This window comes from Massilia sp. Masssp94 (assembly GCF_059491305.1).
The window spans coordinates 6,134,440-6,152,735 of sequence record NZ_CP168501.1 but is presented as its reverse complement, the minus strand read 5'-3'; the positions used below and the strand labels follow the sequence as shown (position 1 = coordinate 6,152,735).

13 protein-coding genes are annotated in these 18,296 nt (G+C 68.5%); 7 read left to right on the top strand and 6 right to left on the bottom strand.

Annotated elements, in window-relative coordinates; translation table 11 throughout:
• Positions 1–54 precede the first annotated feature (54 nt).
• On the top strand, positions 55–996 hold the full coding sequence (locus ACEN9G_RS27065) for an NAD-dependent epimerase/dehydratase family protein (protein ID WP_483127263.1): 942 nt from the start codon (positions 55–57) through the stop codon (positions 994–996).
• On the opposite strand, the gene ACEN9G_RS27060 is transcribed toward ACEN9G_RS27065, so the two are convergent.
• Complete coding sequence (locus tag ACEN9G_RS27060; RefSeq protein WP_440962770.1) at positions 986–1,279, bottom strand: H-NS histone family protein; 294 nt, start codon at positions 1,277–1,279, stop codon at positions 986–988. The genes ACEN9G_RS27065 and ACEN9G_RS27060 overlap by 11 nt on opposite strands.
• Positions 1,280–1,505: 226 nt before the next feature.
• On the opposite strand from ACEN9G_RS27060, the gene ACEN9G_RS27055 reads away from it, so the two are divergent.
• Positions 1,506–4,178, top strand: coding sequence for a sensor domain-containing diguanylate cyclase (locus ACEN9G_RS27055; protein WP_483127262.1), 2,673 nt, complete (start codon positions 1,506–1,508; stop codon positions 4,176–4,178).
• Here the strand turns inward: ACEN9G_RS27055 and ACEN9G_RS27050 are convergent, their stop codons facing one another.
• From ACEN9G_RS27050 to ACEN9G_RS27030, 5 genes are all read right to left on the bottom strand, one after another.
• Positions 4,179–4,466 carry a hypothetical protein gene (locus ACEN9G_RS27050; RefSeq protein WP_483127261.1) on the bottom strand — a complete coding sequence of 96 codons (288 nt, stop codon included), beginning with the start codon at positions 4,464–4,466 and terminating at the stop codon, positions 4,179–4,181. It lies immediately after the preceding gene.
• A 19-nt stretch (positions 4,467–4,485) separates the two neighbouring features.
• A complete protein-coding gene (locus ACEN9G_RS27045) occupies positions 4,486–6,876 on the bottom strand; it encodes a sensor domain-containing protein (protein ID WP_413342224.1) in 2,391 nt (796 codons plus the stop codon).
• Between the two features lie 212 nt (positions 6,877–7,088).
• The gene (locus ACEN9G_RS27040) at positions 7,089–8,672 is read right to left on the bottom strand and encodes an SDR family oxidoreductase (protein ID WP_413342226.1); all 1,584 of its coding nucleotides are present in this window, start codon (positions 8,670–8,672) and stop codon (positions 7,089–7,091) included.
• Positions 8,673–8,687: 15 nt separating this feature from the next.
• Positions 8,688–9,695 carry a DUF2156 domain-containing protein gene (locus ACEN9G_RS27035; protein WP_413342228.1) on the bottom strand — a complete coding sequence of 336 codons (1,008 nt, stop codon included), beginning with the start codon at positions 9,693–9,695 and terminating at the stop codon, positions 8,688–8,690.
• Between the two features lie 117 nt (positions 9,696–9,812).
• Complete coding sequence (locus tag ACEN9G_RS27030) at positions 9,813–10,463, bottom strand: class I SAM-dependent methyltransferase (protein ID WP_413342229.1); 651 nt, start codon at positions 10,461–10,463, stop codon at positions 9,813–9,815.
• A gap of 284 nt (positions 10,464–10,747) precedes the next feature.
• Here ACEN9G_RS27030 and ACEN9G_RS27025 point away from each other — a divergent pair, with 284 nt between their 5' ends.
• Genes ACEN9G_RS27025 through ACEN9G_RS27005 form a run of 5 tightly spaced genes read left to right on the top strand, consistent with a single transcriptional unit; the run spans position 10,748 to position 18,217 of the window.
• A complete protein-coding gene (locus ACEN9G_RS27025) occupies positions 10,748–11,974 on the top strand; it encodes a DUF4861 family protein (protein WP_413342230.1) in 1,227 nt (408 codons plus the stop codon).
• Positions 11,974–14,661: an exo-rhamnogalacturonan lyase family protein gene (locus tag ACEN9G_RS27020; RefSeq protein WP_483127260.1), complete on the top strand. Its 2,688-nt coding sequence runs from the start codon at positions 11,974–11,976 to the stop codon at positions 14,659–14,661. The genes ACEN9G_RS27025 and ACEN9G_RS27020 overlap by 1 nt, the downstream gene beginning before the upstream one ends.
• 1 nt (position 14,662) lies before the next feature.
• On the top strand, positions 14,663–15,958 hold the full coding sequence (locus ACEN9G_RS27015; protein WP_483127259.1) for a right-handed parallel beta-helix repeat-containing protein: 1,296 nt from the start codon (positions 14,663–14,665) through the stop codon (positions 15,956–15,958).
• 19 nt (positions 15,959–15,977) lie between these two features.
• Positions 15,978–17,246 carry a rhamnogalacturonan acetylesterase gene (locus tag ACEN9G_RS27010; protein WP_413343582.1) on the top strand — a complete coding sequence of 423 codons (1,269 nt, stop codon included), beginning with the start codon at positions 15,978–15,980 and terminating at the stop codon, positions 17,244–17,246.
• Positions 17,243–18,217, top strand: a complete 975-nt coding sequence (locus ACEN9G_RS27005; RefSeq protein WP_413343581.1) for a glycoside hydrolase family 43 protein — start codon at positions 17,243–17,245, stop codon at positions 18,215–18,217. The genes ACEN9G_RS27010 and ACEN9G_RS27005 overlap by 4 nt, the downstream gene beginning before the upstream one ends.
• The last annotated feature ends 79 nt before the right edge of the window (positions 18,218–18,296 follow it).

Here is an 18,296-nt window from a genome sequence, read left to right as displayed (position 1 = left end):
CATCCTGACGACGAACGGCACCCCACGAGATCGACATCGAACATGCAAATTCTCTTGACTGGCTCTTCCGGCTGGCTTGGCCGATTCCTGTCCCCGCTGCTGCGGCGGGCGGGCCACGTCCCGCTCGGCCTCGACGTGGCGCCCGGCCCGCACACCGACGTGGTCGGCAGCGTCGCCGACACGCCCCTTGTCCGGCGCCTGTTCGCCGGCTACCGGTTCGACGCCGTGATCCACGCGGCCGCGCTGCACAAGCCCGACATCGCGCGCTATCCGCGCCAGGCGTTCGTCGACGTGAACGTCACCGGGACGCTCAACCTGCTGGAAGCGGCGGCGGCCCACGGAACGAGCCGGTTCATATCCACGTCGACCACGTCGCTGATGATCACGCAGGCCATCCGCGACGAGACCGCGCCCGCCGCCGCCTGGCTGGACGAGACGAGCGGACCGCTGCAGCCCCGGAACATCTATGGCGTGACCAAGCGCACGGCCGAGGAGCTGGCGCGGCTGTTCCACGCGGAGCACGGTCTCCCCGTGGTCGTGCTGAGGACGGCACGGTTCTTCCCGGAAGACGATGACACGCACGACCATCTTGCCGGCGAAAACATGAAGGCGAACGAATTCCTGCACCGCCGCCTGACCGTCGAAGACTGCGCGCTCGCGCACCTCGCCGCGCTGGAGAAGGCGCCGGCCATCGGCTTCGGCCTGTACGTCGTGTCGGCGCCGACGCCCTTCGACCGCGCCGACGCGGCGCTGCTGAAGACGGACGCGCCGGCGGTGATCGCCCGGCATTTCCCGGACGCGGCCAGCCTCTACGCGGCCCGGGGCTGGTCGCTGCCGGCCAGCATCGGCCGCGTGTACGACGCGGCCGCGATCGAACGCGACCTGGGGTTCCGCTGCCGGACCGACTTCGCAGCGGTCCTCGCCACCCTGCGCGAAGGCCGCCCGCTGCCGTTTACCCACGATCCGGCTTACACGTCGCCGATGCTCAGATCTTGAAATCGTCCAGCGACCGCCCGCTGGCCAGCGCCTCGGCGATCCAGCGCGGCTGGCGCCCGCGGCCCGTCCACGTCTGGTCGCTGTCGGCCGGGTTGCGGTAGCGCGGCACCGCTGTCTTGACCAGCGCGTCGAGCGGGATGCCCGCGTCGGCCGCGAGCGCGTGGATGCGGTCGCGCGCCCGGTCGCGCTCGTCGCGCGCGCGGCGCTTGATCTCCTGTTCGATATCGAAAAACAAACCTTTCAGTTCGGCGAGGTCATAGCCGTTGAGATCGATCGGCGCCATGGGGAAACATCCTTTGCCAGGAGGGGAACGCGGGCCCCCATTTTACTATGTCGGCGCCCGCGCAATATGTGAACTGCAACGTAGTGGCCGCGCCACATTCCACAAAAGTGAAACTTTCCGTGAGGAATTTAGTGTTACCATTCTTCCGGACACTCGCCCCAACCCCCGGCGAGCGCCTTCCTTGCGGCCCCTGCCCCGCCGCCGTTCACCCCACCTGGAACGGCCCATGCTGATGACCAAGACGATCTCGGAAACTTCTCGCCTCGCGGCACTGACCGCGCTCGACCTGCTGGATACCCGGCCGGAGCCCCGCTTCGACCGCTACACGCGCCTGGCCGCGATGACTTTCGGCGTGCCCATCGCACTCATCACGCTGGTCGACGACAAGCGCCAATGGTTCAAGTCGCGCTGCGGCCTGGACGTGGAACAGACGGCCCGCGAGGATGCCTTCTGCGCCCACACCGTGGCACAACGAGAGATGTTGGTCGTCGAGGATGCGGCCGCGGATCCGCGGTTCGCCGACAATCCGCTCGTCAAGGGCGGGCCGCACATCCGTTTCTATGCCGGGCAGCCCGTCTTCTGCGACGGCCAGGCCGTGGGCACGCTGTGCATCGTCGACCGCAACCCGCGCCGTTTCGACGACGCGCAGCGCCAGTGCCTGCGCGACCTGGCCGACCTGGTCGAGGTGGAACTGAACCAGGCCCGAGTCACGACGGCGCGCGTGATGGCCGAGCAGGCCCTCAAGTCGCTCAACGCGGAACTGGAGCTGCGTGTGTCCCAGCGCACGGTGGAACTGGAAGCCCGCCTCGCGGACCTCTCCACGGAAATCGCCCACCGCAAGGCGGCCGAGACGCTGCTCCGCGATGCCGAAAGCTGGAACCGGACGATCGTCGCGACGTCGTACAGCGCGTTCGTCGGCGCCGATCCCGAGGGCCGCATCACCGAATGGAACCCGGCCGCCGAACGGATCTTCGGCTGGAACCGGAGCGAGGCCGTGGGCCGTCCGTTGGCGGACCTGATCGTGCCGGAAGAACTGCGCGCGGCGCACGCCGCAGGCATGCGCCGCTTCCTCGAGACGGGCTGCAGCACCGTCGTCGACAGGCAGATCGAGCTGCCGGCGCTGACCGCGAGCGGCCGCCGCATCGCCGTCGAAATGAAAGTCGGCGCCTACGAATGGCAGGGCCGGCGCTGCGTCGGCGCGTTCCTCGACGACGTCTCCGAGCGCAACCGCACGCGCCAGCAGCTCGACGAAAAGCAGGAATTGCTGGATGCCGTGCTGGAATCGATCGACGTCGCCGTCGTCGCCTGCGACGCCGAGGGCAACCTCACGTTGTTCAACAAGAAGGCCCGCACGCTGCACGGCCTGGACCGCGCCTGCGTGAAGACGGCCGACTGGCCGACGCATTACGCCCTGTACGAAGCGGACGGCCACACGCCGCTCGCGCCGGACGAAGTGCCGCTCGCGCGTGTCCTGCGGGGCGGGGTCGTGCGCGAACAGGCGATGGCCATCGCGCCCCCGGGCCGCCCCGCTGCCACCCTGCTGGCCAGCGGCCGTCCGCTGAAGAGCGCCAACGGGCGGATGCTGGGCGCCGTCGTGGCGATGACCGACATCACCGAGCGCAACACGGCGCGCGAACAGCTGGAAGCGAGCGAACGCCGCCTGCGCGCCATCACGGAAAACCTGCCGGCGCTGATCGGCAAGGTCAACGCGGCGGGCAGGTTCGTGTTCCTGAACGGCCGCGCCATCCAGTTCTACGGCAAGCCGGCCGAGGCGCTGATCGGCCACGACGTGCGCGACGCCTATTCGGAACCCGAATACGCGAAGCTCGAACCCCACCTGCGCCGCGTCCACGCGGGCGAAAGCAGCACGTTCGAGGACGTCATCGAGGTGAACGGCCGCCAGCTGTATTACCAGTGCATGTTCGTGCCGCAGCGCGCACTGGACGGCACGCCGGACGGCTATTACGCGATGGCGTTCGACATGACCGCCCGCAGGCTCTCCGAACTGCGCCAGGCCGAGAGCGAGGAGCGGCTGCGTACGATCACCGACAACGTGCCGGTGCTGATCGCCCACCTGGACGCCGACCGCCGCTATGCGTTCGCCAACGCCGTGCACGCATCGTGGCTGGGCGTGCCGCCTGAGCGGATCCTCGGCCTCACCGTCGAGGAAGCGTTCGGCCCCGCCTTTTACGCGCCGCAGGCCAGGGCGCTGGAACAGGCCTGGCTCGGCAACGCGTCGCAGTGCGAACACGAGATCGTGCGCAAGAACCACACGCGCATCGCCCACTCGACGTTCCTGCCGCAGATGCGCGACGGCCGCGTGGCCGGCGTGTACATCCTGACGACGGACGCTACCGCCTCGCGCATGCACGAGCGCAGCCTGCATGCGCTGGCGCACACGGACCCGCTCACGCAGCTGCCGAACCGGCGCCGCTTCGAGCAGGCGCTGGAAGGCGCCGCCAACCGCTCGCGCCAGGGCGACCGCGATTGCGCGCTGCTGTACCTGGACGTGGACTTCTTCAAGCAGATCAACGACCGCTACGGCCACGCGACCGGCGACGACGTGCTCGTGGAATTCGCGCGCCGGCTGCGGACCAGCGTGCGCTCGACCGACCTGGTCGCACGCCTGGCCGGCGACGAATTCACGGTGCTGCTGCACGACGTGCGCAGCGAGGCCGACGTCGAGCGCGTCGCCCGCAAGATCCTGGACGCGATCGCGGAACCGTTCGCGCTGGCCGGACGCACATTGAAAGTCGGGACGACGATTGGCATCGGCCTCGCGTCCGGCGGCAGCGTCGACCCGCGGGCGCTGATGGAAACGGCCGACCGCGCGCTGTACGTCGCCAAGGAAGCCGGCCGCCACACGTACGCGGTGCTGCATACGGGCGAATACGCCTGATCAGTGGAACACGCCGACGGCAAGTTCGGCCCACACGAGGAGCAGCCCGAGCGCAAACAGGCCGCCGAGCAGCAGGCGGCCCGGCCGGCCCGCGACGCGCCGCTTCGTGAGCACGTACGCCAGGCCCGTACCGGCCAACAGCGCGCCGCCGACGAGAAAATCGCCGGGGCCCCAGTTCACCTCGTGCGTGAAGCGCATCGCCACGGCCGGCACGAGCAGGATGGCCAGCGTGGCCAGCAGCACCCGGCGCACGTCGCTGCGCACGGCGCCAACATTCGTCGTCTTCATCGTCCGCCTCCTCCGGCATCTACATCGGCAGGCGCGCGTCGCGCCGCAGCATCTCCTGGAGGCCCTCCTGGGCCAGGGCCGGACTGAAATAATAGCCCTGCATCTGGTCGCAGTCGTGGTCGCGCAGGAACGTCAGCTGCTCGATCGTCTCGACGCCTTCCGCGATCACCTGCAGCTTGAGGTTGTGGCCGAGCGCGATGATGGCGCGCGTGATGACTTCATGGCCGTCGTCCGGATCCGTGCCCCCGCCGAGGAACGACCGGTCGATCTTGATGCAGTCGACGGGGAATTTCTGCAGGTGGCTGAGACTCGAGTAACCGGTCCCGAAATCGTCGATCGACAGGCGTACGCCCAGCAGCTTCAACTGGGCCAGCGCGTCGCGCGCTTCTTCCGGGTGGTCCATCAGCTGGCTCTCCGTCACTTCCAGCTCCAGGCGGTGCGCGGGGACGCCATGCCGCGCCAACGTGTCCGCGAGCCGGTTCACGAAGCGGCGCTGGCGCAACTGGCGTGCGGACAGGTTCACCGCGATGACGAAATCCTCGATGCCCACGGCGGCGAGCGTCTGCAGCGTGGCGCATGCCTCGTCGAGCACCCAGTCGCCCAGCGGGATGATCAGGCCCGTCTGCTCGGCGACGGGAATGAAGACGTCGGGCGCGATGATGCCGTCGACCGGATGCTGCCAGCGCACGAGCGCCTCGGCGCCCACGACCTTGCCCGTGCGCAGGTCGACCTTCGGCTGGTAGCCGAGCACCAGTTCGCGGTTGCGGATCGCCCGGCTCAGGCTCGCTTCCAGCAGCAGATGCTGGTGCACGACCTGGTTCAGTGCCTCGGAGTAGAACTGCACGTTGTTGCGCCCGAGGGTCTTGGCGTGGTACATGGCGGTGTCGGCCGCGCGCATGACGTCGTCGACCGTGCGCCCGTCCTGCGGGAACAGGCTGACGCCGATGCTCGTGCCGGGCAGGATCTCCTTGCCCTCCACGACGACGGGCGCCGACACGCTCTGGCGTACGCGCTCGACGAGGCAGGCCAGCTGGGTCACGTCGGCCTGCTCGGCGATCACGAGGACGAATTCGTCGCCGCCCAGGCGCGCCACCGTGTCTTCCTCGCGCATGCTGTCGCGCAGGCGGGCCGCGATCTCGCGCAGGACGGCGTCGCCGGCTTCGTGGCCGAAGGTGTCGTTGATGTGCTTGAAGTTGTCGAGGTCCAGGAACGCGAGCGCGCCCTGGCGGCGATGGGACGACGCCGCATCGATCGCCGCCTTCAGGCGTTCCAGCAGCAGCGTGCGGTTGGCAAGACCCGTCAGCGCGTCGTGGTGCGCGAGGTGCTGCAGCCGGCGCTCGTAATGGCGGGCTTCGGTGATGTCGTTGATCACGCCGACGAAGTGCGATACTTCGCCCTCGATGCTGGCAACGGGATCGACGCGCAGGTCGTTCCAGAAGATCTCGCCGTTCTTGCGCCGGTTGCGCAGGACGGCGCGCACGCTCTGCCTGCAAGCGACGGCGTCATGGATACGCTGCTGCTCGTGCACGTCGCAATCCTCGACGCGCATGAAGCGCGGATTGCGGCCCTTCACCTCGGCCAGCGTGTAGCCGGTGATCTGCTCGAACGCGGGATTCACGTACTCGATCACGTTGTCGGCCCCGTCCGCGCAGCACGTGATCACGATCGCGTTCACGCTCGCGTACATGGCCCGCTCGCGCACGCGCAGGCCGCGCTCGGCTTCCTTGCGCGACGTGATGTCCAGGCCCGTGCCGAACACGACCGGCAGGTTGCCCAGGCTCGCACGCGAACAATGGAACAGGAAAGTCGTGCGCTTGCCGTGCTTCCCGACGAGGTCGGCCTCGTGGTACGACCCGCCACCCTCGAAGGCGGCCAGGATCTTTTCCACGATCATCGCCTGGTCGCGCTCGTCGAAGAAATTCTTGACGTTAAACGTCGGCAACTCCTCGCTCGCCATCTCGAGCGCGTCTTCCAGCTGGTGGTTCCACAACAGCAGGTGCCCGCTCTGGTCGATGACGTAGAACACGCACGGCAATTCCTCGATGATGTCGGCGATGGGCAGGTCCTGGATCAATGCGTAACGGGTCGGCGCCAGGCCGGCACGCGGCACGACGATGACGCTGTAGCCGCCGGGCTGGTCGGGATCGAGCGATTGCGGCGCCACCGTCACCCGCACCGGCACCCGGTGCCCGTCCGCGCAAATCAGGTCTCCCGTCGAATCCTCGTTGACGCGCTCGCCGATCCACGTCACGGTGGCCGGCTCGTCGAAGGCGATGATCTGGTCGAGGCTGCAGTGACGGATGTCCGCCGCGCCATAGCCCGCCAGCTTTTCGCAGGCGCGGTTCCAGCTCGTGATCGTCCCTGCCGCGTCGACGACGAATACCGCGAGGGGTAAAGGCGAAAGGTTCACGACCTCCTCCAGAGAACCGGCCGGGCGCGCTTGCACGTTGCGTCCATTGGGAAAACATCATAACGCAGTCACGTCCGAAGGGGCGCATATTTACATCGCATCGCGCCGGCCCCTCCCGGCGTGCTGGTGGCGGGGTTTCGGTGTGGGTCACGGCGCCGGTCGGTTAGTTGCAGAATGACCGGACAAGCCGGTCCGGCTTGCCGCTCCGCCCGTCAGCGCGAGGCCGGGGCCGCCATTGGGTCGACGCCCGCGGTCGCCGCAGCGCCGGCTGCCGAATCTTCCGGCACCGCGTCCCGCCGTCGCAGCGCATAGCGGTTCAGCCCCGCCATGTGGATGCGGCACAGGTAGTCTTCCCAGTCGACGAGGCGCGCATCCACCGGATACAGCCGCCGCGCCTCCTCCCCGAAGCGCGCGGCCAGGGCCAGCAGGCCGGCGTTGTGGAACCGGTAGCGCGGGTGCGCGTAGAAGGCGAACGTCAGCGCCAGCAGGCGCGTCGTGCGCAGCTTTTCCAGCGCGCGCGTGGCACCCGGCGCGCCCGCCAGCCGGCGCAGGCCGTTCCACGCCGTCGCGCCGATGCCGAACGCGCCCATGAAAAAGCGGAAGGTCCCCTCCCCGACCGTGCGGAAATCGTGCTTCGGCTCGGCGTGGAACAGGCGGTCGTACTGGCGCCAGTTGCGTTTGGATTCCGCCTGCAGCAGCCGGATCAGTTCACCCAGCGCGAGCGGATTCGTGGAACCGCTGCAGCATTGATAGATGCGCCGGCCCGGCCCGGCGGAGACCGCCTCCGCACCTGCCAGTACGATGGCGTTGGCGACGAGGTCGACGGGGATGACGTCGATGATGCCTTCGCGCCGCGCGGGGAAGAAGCTCGTCTTGCCGCGCGCATAGGCGAGGATCACGGCGTCCGCCACCTTCACGCCCTCGATCCAGCCGGGCGCCGGCTCGCGCAGCGTGCTTTCGATGATGGCCGGCCGCACGATCGTCAGGGCAAGCCCGTGCATGGCCCGGAGGGCGACCTGCTCGCCGAGCCACTTGGTGAACGTGTAGGTGTCGTTCCAGCCGTGGCGCTGGGCCTCCCGGATGCCGAGGTCCGTCAGGCGCCGGCGCAGCCGTTCCGGATCGGCGCCGCCGGCCTTCGCCCGCACCCGCCCGATTCTGCGCCGCAGGGCGGCGATCAGCGCGTCGACGTCGTACCAGCCGTCGCGATGGCGCGGGATGCCGTCGCGTGCGCTGCCTGCCGGCGCGACGATCTCCTCGCGCATCTCGCCGCGGTTGTAGCCGTTCACGTAGCAGGTCGACACGTGCACCAGCGGCGCGTTGGCGACGCGCGCGAACGCCGTCACGTGGCGCAGGCTCAGCGTGTTGATGGCGAGTGCTTCGTCGAGCGGTTCGCGGAAATCGACGCTGGCGGCCGCGTTCACGACCACGTCCACGCCGCGCGCCAGCTCGGCGAAGCGCGCGGCCGCGAGGCCGAAGCCGGGCGCCGTGATCTCGCCCGTCACGCAGTCCACGCGCTCGGCGAGGAAGCGTTCCAGCCAGGCCGGGCGCACGGCGCGCAGGTGGTCGAACACGGACGATGCCGCGATCTCGCGCTCGAAGCGCGCGCGGGCGTCGCCAAGGCTGCCGGCACGGATCAGCAGCACGATGCGGCCGATGTCGGGCACGGTGCGGATCAGCTTTTCCAGCAGGACCTTCGCGACGAAACCCGTCGCACCGGTGAGCAGGATGCGCTTGCCGGCAAAGGCGTCGCGCACGTCCGGCAGCCCGTCGGCTGCCTCGTCGATGGTGGTCGTCATGGATATCTCCGTGGCCTAGATGATCCGCGTCAGGCGGAACATGGCCGTCATGGCGAGGGCCGGCAGTGCGTTCCGGTGGCAGCAATAGGTCTTTTCGACCGGCCCCTGGAAGCGCGACTTGGCGAATTCGAGCCCCTTGAAGTTGTAGAGGAAGTCCATCCGCTCGCGGATCACGGACAGGGTCGTGCGCAGCAGCCGCGATTCCTGCGGTTCGATCTCGCCGGACAGCATCAGCGGCGTCAGGCCCAGGTCCAGGCACGGCACGCCTTCTTCCTGGAAGCGCGCGATCGCGTAGGCCATCAGCGCGTACCACAGGCCCTGGCGAAAATTGGCCGACGAGCGCGAAATGTTCGGCACGTAGCCGGCCAGGCGGCCGTCGCGGTACAGCGGATCGAAGAACACGAAGCCCACGGCCTCGTCGTCGCGGTACGCGTAGAAATAGCGCGTGCCTTCGCGGTAGTCGACGATCATCGGCCGGATCAGGAAGCGGATCTCGTTGTTCTTGCAGCGCCGCGTGCGGATCCATGCGTCGGAGATGCGGCGCACGTCGTGGTCGAAGCCGCCCTCGCGGATCTCGATGCCGTCCGCGCGGGCGGCGTTGATCGCCGTGCGTATCACCTGCTTGCGCGCGCCACGCAGCGAGAACGTGGCGAGGTCCAGGCGCGATTCGCTGCCGAACTGCGTGCCGTAATAGCCGTGGCGGGCGTGCAGGTGGTCGACGACGCCCTTGCCCACCTGGACGAAGACGGCGTCGGGATAGCGGTCGACGAAGGCGGTGAGCATCGCGTCGCGCAGATGCGGCGGGCACACGGGCTCGCCCAGCGCGAAGCGCATGCCCCAGTACTTCGCGAAGGCGATGTAGCCGACGCCGGGCACTTCGAAATACGACATCCCCGGCTGCATGGTGCAGAACGACAGCGCGTGGCCGCCGTATTGCCGCAGGACGGCGGCACGCCTGGCCGTATCGTGATGGGACAGGTCGGCGGCGATACGCCGCTCCAGCGCGACAGCGTGTTGGCTCATGTGGGCTCCGGTTGGATTGCAAGCACCCGTCGTTCCCGCGCACGCGGGAACCCATACTGGGCGTCCTGGTCGGCTCAGCATGGATCCCCGCTTTCGCGGGGACGACGGCGTTGGGTCTCAGGCCGGTTTCTGGCCGATGACCGACCAGTAGCAGTCGAGCAGCAGCAGCTTGTAGTGCTTCTGTTCGCCGACCTGCAGGCCGAACTTCTTCATCCACTCCGGATAGTTGTAGATGTTGTGGAAGGCGTTCCCGGCGAATAGCCAGAAGAAGCCGACGGCCCCGTACCAGTACAGGGTCTTGAAGACGCGGCTGAACACGTTCCCGGTCGGGAACGAGAAATCGCCGACGACGATGTGGGCGCCGGGACGGCCCAGGCGGATCAGGTGCGCGAGCACGCGCAGCATCATGTCCTGCTCGAACACGTTCAGGAAGAAGTTCGCGACGACCATGTCGTACTGTTCGAATTCCTCGACCAGCATGATGTCGCTGTGCACCTGGCGGATGCGCACGTCGACGATGCCTTCCCGCTCGAGATTGGCCTGGAATTTCTTCAGCATGGTGGCCGACAAATCGACCACCGTGACGTCGGCGCCGAGCCGCGCGGCGTGGACCGCATCGCGGCCGTGGCCGACGCCGGCGAACAGCACCCTGTCGCCCGGACGCAGTTTGTCGAGCATCGCGACCTTGCAGCGGTGGATCGATTTGCCGCTGTAGAACGCACTGAGCCAGTCGTAGATCGGCCCTACGAGCTTGTACTTGTCTCTCATGTTTGCCCTTCCGGTCTTTCCGACCTATATGGATGTCTCCTCTGCCCCGTTCACGTTGCATGAACGTCAAGCACCATTAGAGTAATGGAAAGCCCGCACATTCCACGGCCCGGCGCCTTGTCCTTGCGAGCCAAAACACTGGCTTTGCGGGTCATGCGCGTAAAGACCATCGCTCAACGCGCTGATTGAATGGTGACCGCGGCCGGCCGTAAGTTGACACCCGGGAGCCGCCGAATCGATACTCGACGGGCATATTCCCACTGGACCCTACGCCGCCACGAACGATGAAACTCTCCCTGCCCCTGTTCGCCCTCGCCGCCATCGCAGCTGCCACGCACCCCGCAGCGCACGCCGCCGAGCGCCTGACCGTCACCGTCACCCACGATCTCGCCATCGCGCGGCCGGCGGAAACCATCGCCATCCCGTGGAAGAGCGTCAACGACGCGCTGCCGCATGCCGGCATCCAGCACATCGTCGTGAAGGACGCGGCCGGCCGCGTACTGCCGCACCAGGTGACGAACGTGGCGCCGGAAGCGAAGGACCCGCAGAAGAACGGCGTCGCGTACGGCGAACTGCTGTTCCAGCACGACTTCGCGCCGGGCGAAAAGAGCGCCACGTTCACCGTCGAAAAGACGGACGCCGTCGTGCCCCCGTTCCCCACCAGGGTCTGGGCCCGCATCGTGCCCGAACGCCTCGACGACTTCGCGTGGGAAAACGACAAGGTCGCGCACCGCACCTACGGCCCCGCCCTCGCCGCCCCGGCGCCCGCCGGCTCCGACAAGGAAGTCCTGAAGACGAGCGGCCTCGATATCTGGTTCAAGCGGGTCCCGTACCCGATCGTCGACCGCTGGTACAACATCGGCCACGACCACTATCACCACGACGAGGGCGAAGGCATCGACATGTACAACGTCGGCACGACGCTGGGCGCCGGCGGCACGGGCATCTGGGCCGGCGGCAAGCTGGTCTCGGGCATCAACTTCACGCATTGGAAGGTCCTGGCGAACGGTCCCGTGCGCGCGATCTTCGAACTCACCTACGACGGCTGGGACGCGGCCGGCACGAAAGTGGCCGAGGTCAAGCGCTTCACGGTGGACGCCGGCCACTGGTTCGACCGCATCGACAGCACGTTCACGTTCGCCGGGAACGGGCCGCTGCAGGCGGCCGTGGGCCTGAACAAGGAACCGGCCGACAAGGGCGAGGACGGCAAGTCCACATTCACGGAAGACGCCAGATCGAAAGCCCTCGTCCAGTGGGTCACGCAAAAGAAGAGCGGGGATTTCGGCGTGGCCGTGATCCTGCCGTCCGCTGGCAACCCCGCCTTCGGGGCCGATGCGCGCAACGCGTTCATGCTGGCGCCGGTGACGTCCGGCCAGCCGCTGCGTTATTACGTGGGCGCCGCGTGGACGCGGGCCGGCGAAATCACGTCGCGCGAGCAGTGGCAGCGCACCGTGACGGATGAAGCGGCGCGCGTGGCCGCGCCCGTGCGCGTGAGTCTGTCGGCGCGCTGATGGACCGCCGCGACTTCTTCCGCGCCACCGCACGTGTCACCTCGGTGGCCGCGGCACTGCCGCTGGGCGGGACGGCACGGGCGGCGGCCACGCCGTCGCGGCCACCCGACGGGGCGGCGCTGGCCTGGCTGGAAGGGGCACCCGCGTTCAGCGCCGGCACGACGTTCGGCGTGCCGTGGCCGCGCGGCGCCGTCCGCAACGACCAGCCGTTCGTCGTGGAGGGCACCTCCCGCGAGGTGCCCGCGCAAAGCTGGCCGCTGGCGGTCTGGCCGGACGGCTCGCTGAAATGGACGGCCCACGCGCTCGGCGCAGGCGGCCGTCCGGACGCCGCCCTGCGCGTGCGTCCGGGCGCGCCACGCGCCCGCGCGCAACACGCCGTCACCGTGCGCCGCTCGGCCGACGGCTTCGTCGCAGGCACGGGCATCGTCGAGTGCACCGTGCCGTCACGCGGTCCGGTGCTGGTGACTGCCATCCGCCGCGCCGGCCGCGACATCGCGTGCAACGTCCGCCTCGTCGCGCTGCGCGACGACCAGCCGGAAGGCAGCACGCGCCGCACCGAATTCGTGAGCGAACTCGAGAAAGCGACGCTGGAGCAGGAAGGCCCGGTGCGCAGCGTGATCAGGCTGGAAGGCAGGCACCGCGACCAGACCCGCGCCTGGCTCCCGTTCACCGTCCGGCTGTACCTGTACGCGGGCGCCGAATCCATCCGCATCATGCACACGTTCGTATTCGACGGCGACGAGCAGCAGGACTTCATCCGCGGCATCGGCCTCACGTTCGACGTCCCGCTGCGCGACGCGCCGCACGACCGCCACGTGCGCTTCGCGGGCGAGGACGGCGGCCTGTGGGCCGAAGCCGTGCGCAACCTGACCGGCCTGCGGCGCGACCCGGGCGCCGACGTGCGCCGCGCCCAGCTCGCGGGCGAACGCTGCCCGCCCGTGGCCGACAAGGTCGCGCCGCTGCTGCACCTCGTGCCGGCGTGGGGCGACGTCTCGCTGACGCAGCTGTCGGCCGACAGCTTCCGCATCCGCAAGCGCACGAAGGCCGGCTGCGGCTGGGTCGATTCGGCCTGGGGCCGGCGCGCGCCCGGTACCGGCTACGTGGGCGGCGTCTCCGGTGGCGTCGCGTTCGGCCTGCGCGACTTCTGGCAGCGCCACCCGACGCAACTGGACATCCGTGACGCGCACACGGACACCGCACGCGCCACCGTCTGGATGTGGTCCCCGGACGCGCCCGCGATGGACCTGCGTTTCTACCACGATGGCATGGGCATGGACACGCATGCCGGGGAGCTGCAGGGCCTGGACATCACGTACGAGGATTACGAGAAAGGCTTCGGCACGCCCGTCGGCGTCGCGCGCAGCAGCGAGATCACGCTGTGGGCGTTCGAAACGACGCCGCCGCGCGCGCGCCTGGTGGAGATCGCGCAGGCGATGCAGACGCCGCCGCAGCTCGTGCCCGCGCCCGCGCATATCCTCGCGACGCAAGTGTTCGGCAACCTGTGGGCGCTGCCGGACCGCAGCACGCCGGCACGCGCGGCGATCGAGAACCAGCTGGACGCGCGCTTCGATTTCTACCGCAAGGAAGTCGAGCAGCGCCGCTGGTACGGCTTCTGGGACTACGGCGACATCCGCCACACCTACGACGCCGACCGCCACGACTGGCGCTACGACGTGGGCGGCTTCGCGTGGGACAACTCGGAACTGTCGCCCGACCTGTGGTTGTGGTATTCGTTCCTCCGCACGGGACGCGCCGACATCTTCCGGATGGGCGAGGCGATGGTACGGCACACGAGCGAAGTCGATACTTACCACCTGGGCCGCTTCGCGGGGCTCGGCTCGCGCCACAACGTGCAGCACTGGGGCTGCAGCGCCAAGCAGGTGCGCATCAGCACCGCGGTCTACCGGCGCTTCTATTACTACCTGACGGGCGACGAGCGCACCGGCGACATCATGCGCGAGGTGCTCGATGCGGACCGCAGGCTGGACGACGTCGACCCGGTCCGCAAACTGGCGAACCAGCCGCCGAAAGGACCGTATCCGGCGCGGATCAGCTTCGGCACGGACTGGGCGTCGCTCGTGGCCAACTGGCTGACCGAGTGGGAGCGGACCGGCAGCGCGCGCTACCGCGACAAGATCCGCGCCGGCATGCGCGACATCGCGGCGATGCCGCACGGCTTCTTCAACGGCGACCGCATGGGCTACGAGCCGGACACGGGCCGGCTGCACAACATGATCGGCACCGGCGTGAAAGCGCTGCACCTGAACGCCGTGTTCGGCGCCGTCGAAATCTTCGACGAATTGATCCGCCTGACGGGCGACACGGCCTTCGAGCGGGCCTGGCTCGAGTACTGCGAACTGTTCAACGCGCCGGTCGACGAGCAGCGCCGCCGCCTCGGCGCGCCGCACGGCGCCACGCATGCGCTGTATGTCGGCCACTCGCGGCTGACCGCATACGCGGCCTGGAAGCGCAAGGACCCCGGGCTGGCCCGGCGCGCGTGGCAGGAATTCGCGGGCGAAGGCAGGCGGCGACCGTTCCGCACCGTGCGCGTGGCGGGGCCGGACGTATTGAATCCCGTCGACGAAGTCCCATGGGTGAGCACGAACGAAACGGCGCAATGGGGCCTGGCCGCCATCCAGAATCTTGCGCTGATCGGCGACGCGCTGCCCCGCACCCAGGAGACCTGACATGCATCGTTCCCTTGTCATTGCCGCGGCCTTCGTCGCCGCGCCCGCATCCGCCGCGACCTGGTACGTGGCCCCGACCGGCAGCGACACCGCGGCCGGCACACTGGCCGCGCCGTGGCAATCGTTCGCGCACGCGCAGGCCTTGGCGCGGCCGGGCGACACCGTGTATTTCCGCGGCGGCCGCTACGCCTACACGAAGGCCACGACGGCGTGCGCGTCGCGGCGCGCGACCGTGTCCGCCATCGTCCTCGACAAGAGCGGCACGGAACAGCAGCCGATCCGCTACTGGGCCTATCCGGGCGAGACGCCCGTGTTCGATTTCTCGGGCATGAAGGACGATTGCCGCGTCAAGGGCATCGAAGTCGTCGCCGACTGGATCCACCTGAAAGGCCTGGAGATCACGGGCGCGCCGCAGCAGCCGGACAACCGCCTGAACCACGAATCGTGGGGCGTGTGGATCAACGCGAACCACGACGTCTTCGAGCAGCTGGACCTGCACCACAACATGGGACCGGGCCTGTTCATCAAGGACGGGGGCTGGAACCTCGTGCTGAACAGCGATTCGCACCATAACTACGACCCCTACACGTCGAATGGCGCGGGCCAGAGCGCGGACGGCTTCGGCGCCCACGTGAGCGCGGGCCATCCGGGCAACGTGTTCCGCGGCTGCCGTGCGTGGGCGAACACGGACGACGGCTTCGACCTGATCAACGCGTACTCGCCGGTGACCATCGAGTATTCGTGGGCGTGGCAGCACGGTTACCTGCCGGGCACGCACACGCCGCTCGCGGCCGGGAACGGCAACGGCATCAAGGCGGGCGGCTACAGCGGGCGCTACGTGCCCAACGGGGTGAAACATGTGGTGCGCTTTTCCGTCGCGTTCGACAACAAGGTATCGGGCTTCTATGCCAACCATCATCCCATCGCGCTGGACTTCCAACACAACACCGCCTTTGGAAATGTTATCGATTACAATATGCTCGGCGTGGCCCCGGATGGCGGCCCCGTCTACCTGGGCACCCTGCGCAACAACCTCGCCTACCCGGCGGGTGCGGCGCTGAAGGTGGAAGGCGCGGACAGCGCGGCCAACTCCTGGGATCTGCACCTTGCGTTGAAGCCGTCCGACTTCGACAGCGTGGCGCCCACCGGCTGGGACGCGCCGCGCAAGCCGGACGGCAGCCTGCCGGACATACCCATGTTCCACCCGTCTGCCGCCAGCGCCGTCATCGATCGCGGCGTCGACGTGGGCCTGCCCTTCCGCGGCAAGGCACCGGACCTGGGCGCGTTCGAGCGCTGATTAGAACCACAGGAAGACCATGAACCCATCGATCCGCGGGGCGATCAGCGCCCTGCTTCTCGCTGCCTGCGCGGCGAATACGCATGCCGCCGAAGGCTGGAAATTCGCCTTCGGGTCCGGCAAGGCGCCGGCCGGCTACACGCCCGTCGACGCCGCCTACAGCGGCGCGCGCGGCTACGGCCTCGAGCCGGGCACCCGGCCGGACGGCGTCCATCCCTATTATTTTTCCGTCGATCTCCCCGAAGGGAATTACACGGTGACCGTCACGCTGGGCGACGACACGGCCGCGGCCGCGACGACGGTGAAATCCGAACTGCGCCGGCTGATGCTGGAAAACGTGGCAACCAGGCCGGGCGAGACCGTCACGAAGACGTTCACCGTCAACGTGCGCACGCCGAAGGTCCCGACCGGCGGCGAAGTCAAACTGAAAGCGCCGCGCGAAACGGTCGAGGAAGCGTGGAACTGGGACCCGCGCCTGACCCTGGAAATCAACGGCGCACACCCGGCCGTACGCACGATCGCCATCGCGCCGGCGCACGTGCCGACCCTGTACCTGCTGGGCGATTCGACCGTCTGCGACCAGCCGGCCGAACCGTACAACAGCTGGGGCCAGATGCTGCCGCGCTTCTTCAAGCCCGGCATCGCCGTCGCCAACCACGGCGAATCGGGCGAGACGTACCGCGACTCGCTCGCGCGCCGCCGGCTGGACAAGATCGTGAGCGGCATGAAGCCGGGCGACACGCTCCTCATGCAGTTCGGCCACAACGACCAGAAGCAGATCAAGGCTGGCAAGGGCGGACCGTTCACGACGTACAAGGCGGAGATCAAGGCCCACGTGGACGCCGTCCGCGCGCACGGCGGCCTGCCCGTGATCGTGTCGCCGATGGAGCGGCGCGGCTTCGATGCCGATGGCCGCGTGATCCCGTCGCTGAAGGATTACGCCGAGGCCGCGCGCCAGTCCGCGCAGGAATTGAACGTGCCGTTCATCGACCTCAACGCGATGAGCAAAACCTTTTACGAGGCGCTGGGTCCGGAAGGCTCGAAGGCCGCGTTCGCGGAGCCCGCGCCGGGCCGCCTGGACAACACGCACCACGACAGCTATGGCAGCTACGAGCTGGCGAAGGCCGTCGTGCTGGGCCTGCGCCAGGCGCGCGTGCCGGCCGCCGGTTTCATCGTCGACGATTTCGCGTTCGATCCCGCCCATCCCGATCCGGTCGCGGCGTTTGCCGTACCGCCGAGTCCCCACCATACCGCAGAGCGCCCGCTGGGCGACGAGGAGCACAAATGAAACGCCGTACCTTACTCTCGACCCTCGGTCTCGCTGCCCTGGCCGGCTGCGCCGGCATCAAACCGGCATCGCAAACAGACGCCTACGTCTTCGCCTACTTCATCGACAACGGCCAGGACGGCCTGCACCTGGCCGGGAGTGTCGACGGCTACCGCTGGGAAGCGCTGAACGGCGGCCGCAGCTATCTCCAGCCTGAAGTCGGCAAGGCAAAACTGATGCGCGACCCGTGCATCGTGCGCGGCCCCGACGGGGTCTACCACATGGTATGGACGAGCGGCTGGAACGAGACGGGCATCGGCTACGCGTCGTCGCCGGACCTCGTCCACTGGTCGGCGCAACGCGAGCTGCCCGTGATGGCGCACGAGCCGACGACCCTGAACGCGTGGGCGCCGGAGATCGCGTGGGACGAGAAGCGCGGCGAGTACCTGATCTTCTGGTCGTCGACGATCCCGGGCCGCTTCGCGGCATCCGAAGCGGCCGGCGACGACGCCGGCGCCAACAAGTACAACCACCGCATCTACGCCACGACGACGCGCGACTTCGTCACGTTCACGCCCACGCGCCTGTTCTACGATCCGGGCTTTTCCGTCATTGACGCGACGTTCCTGCGCACGAACCGCGGCGACTGGCTGCTCGTGAAGGACGAGACGCGCCACCCGCCCCGTAAATACCTGCAGCTGGCGCGCGCCGCCGGCCTGCAGGGGCCGTTCGAACCGCTGGGCGCGCCGATCTCGCCCGCCGGCCTGTGGACCGAGGGACCGACGGCGCTGCAGGTGGGCGACGACGTCATCGTGTACTACGACGCCTACACGACGAAGCACTACGGCGCGCTGCGCTCGCGCGATCTCGTGCATTGGGAAGACGTGACGGCGCAGATGCACTTCCCGGACGAAGGCACGGCGCGGCGCATGCGCCACGGGACGGCACTGCGGGTGCCGGCGGACGTGCTTGCCGCGCTGCGTCGGCCGTAATGCCGTCTAGCGTCCTGTCCTACAGTCTCGATTGTGGGGAGGCAACGGTGCGCGGGAACCGTGGCCAATAGAGTAATCT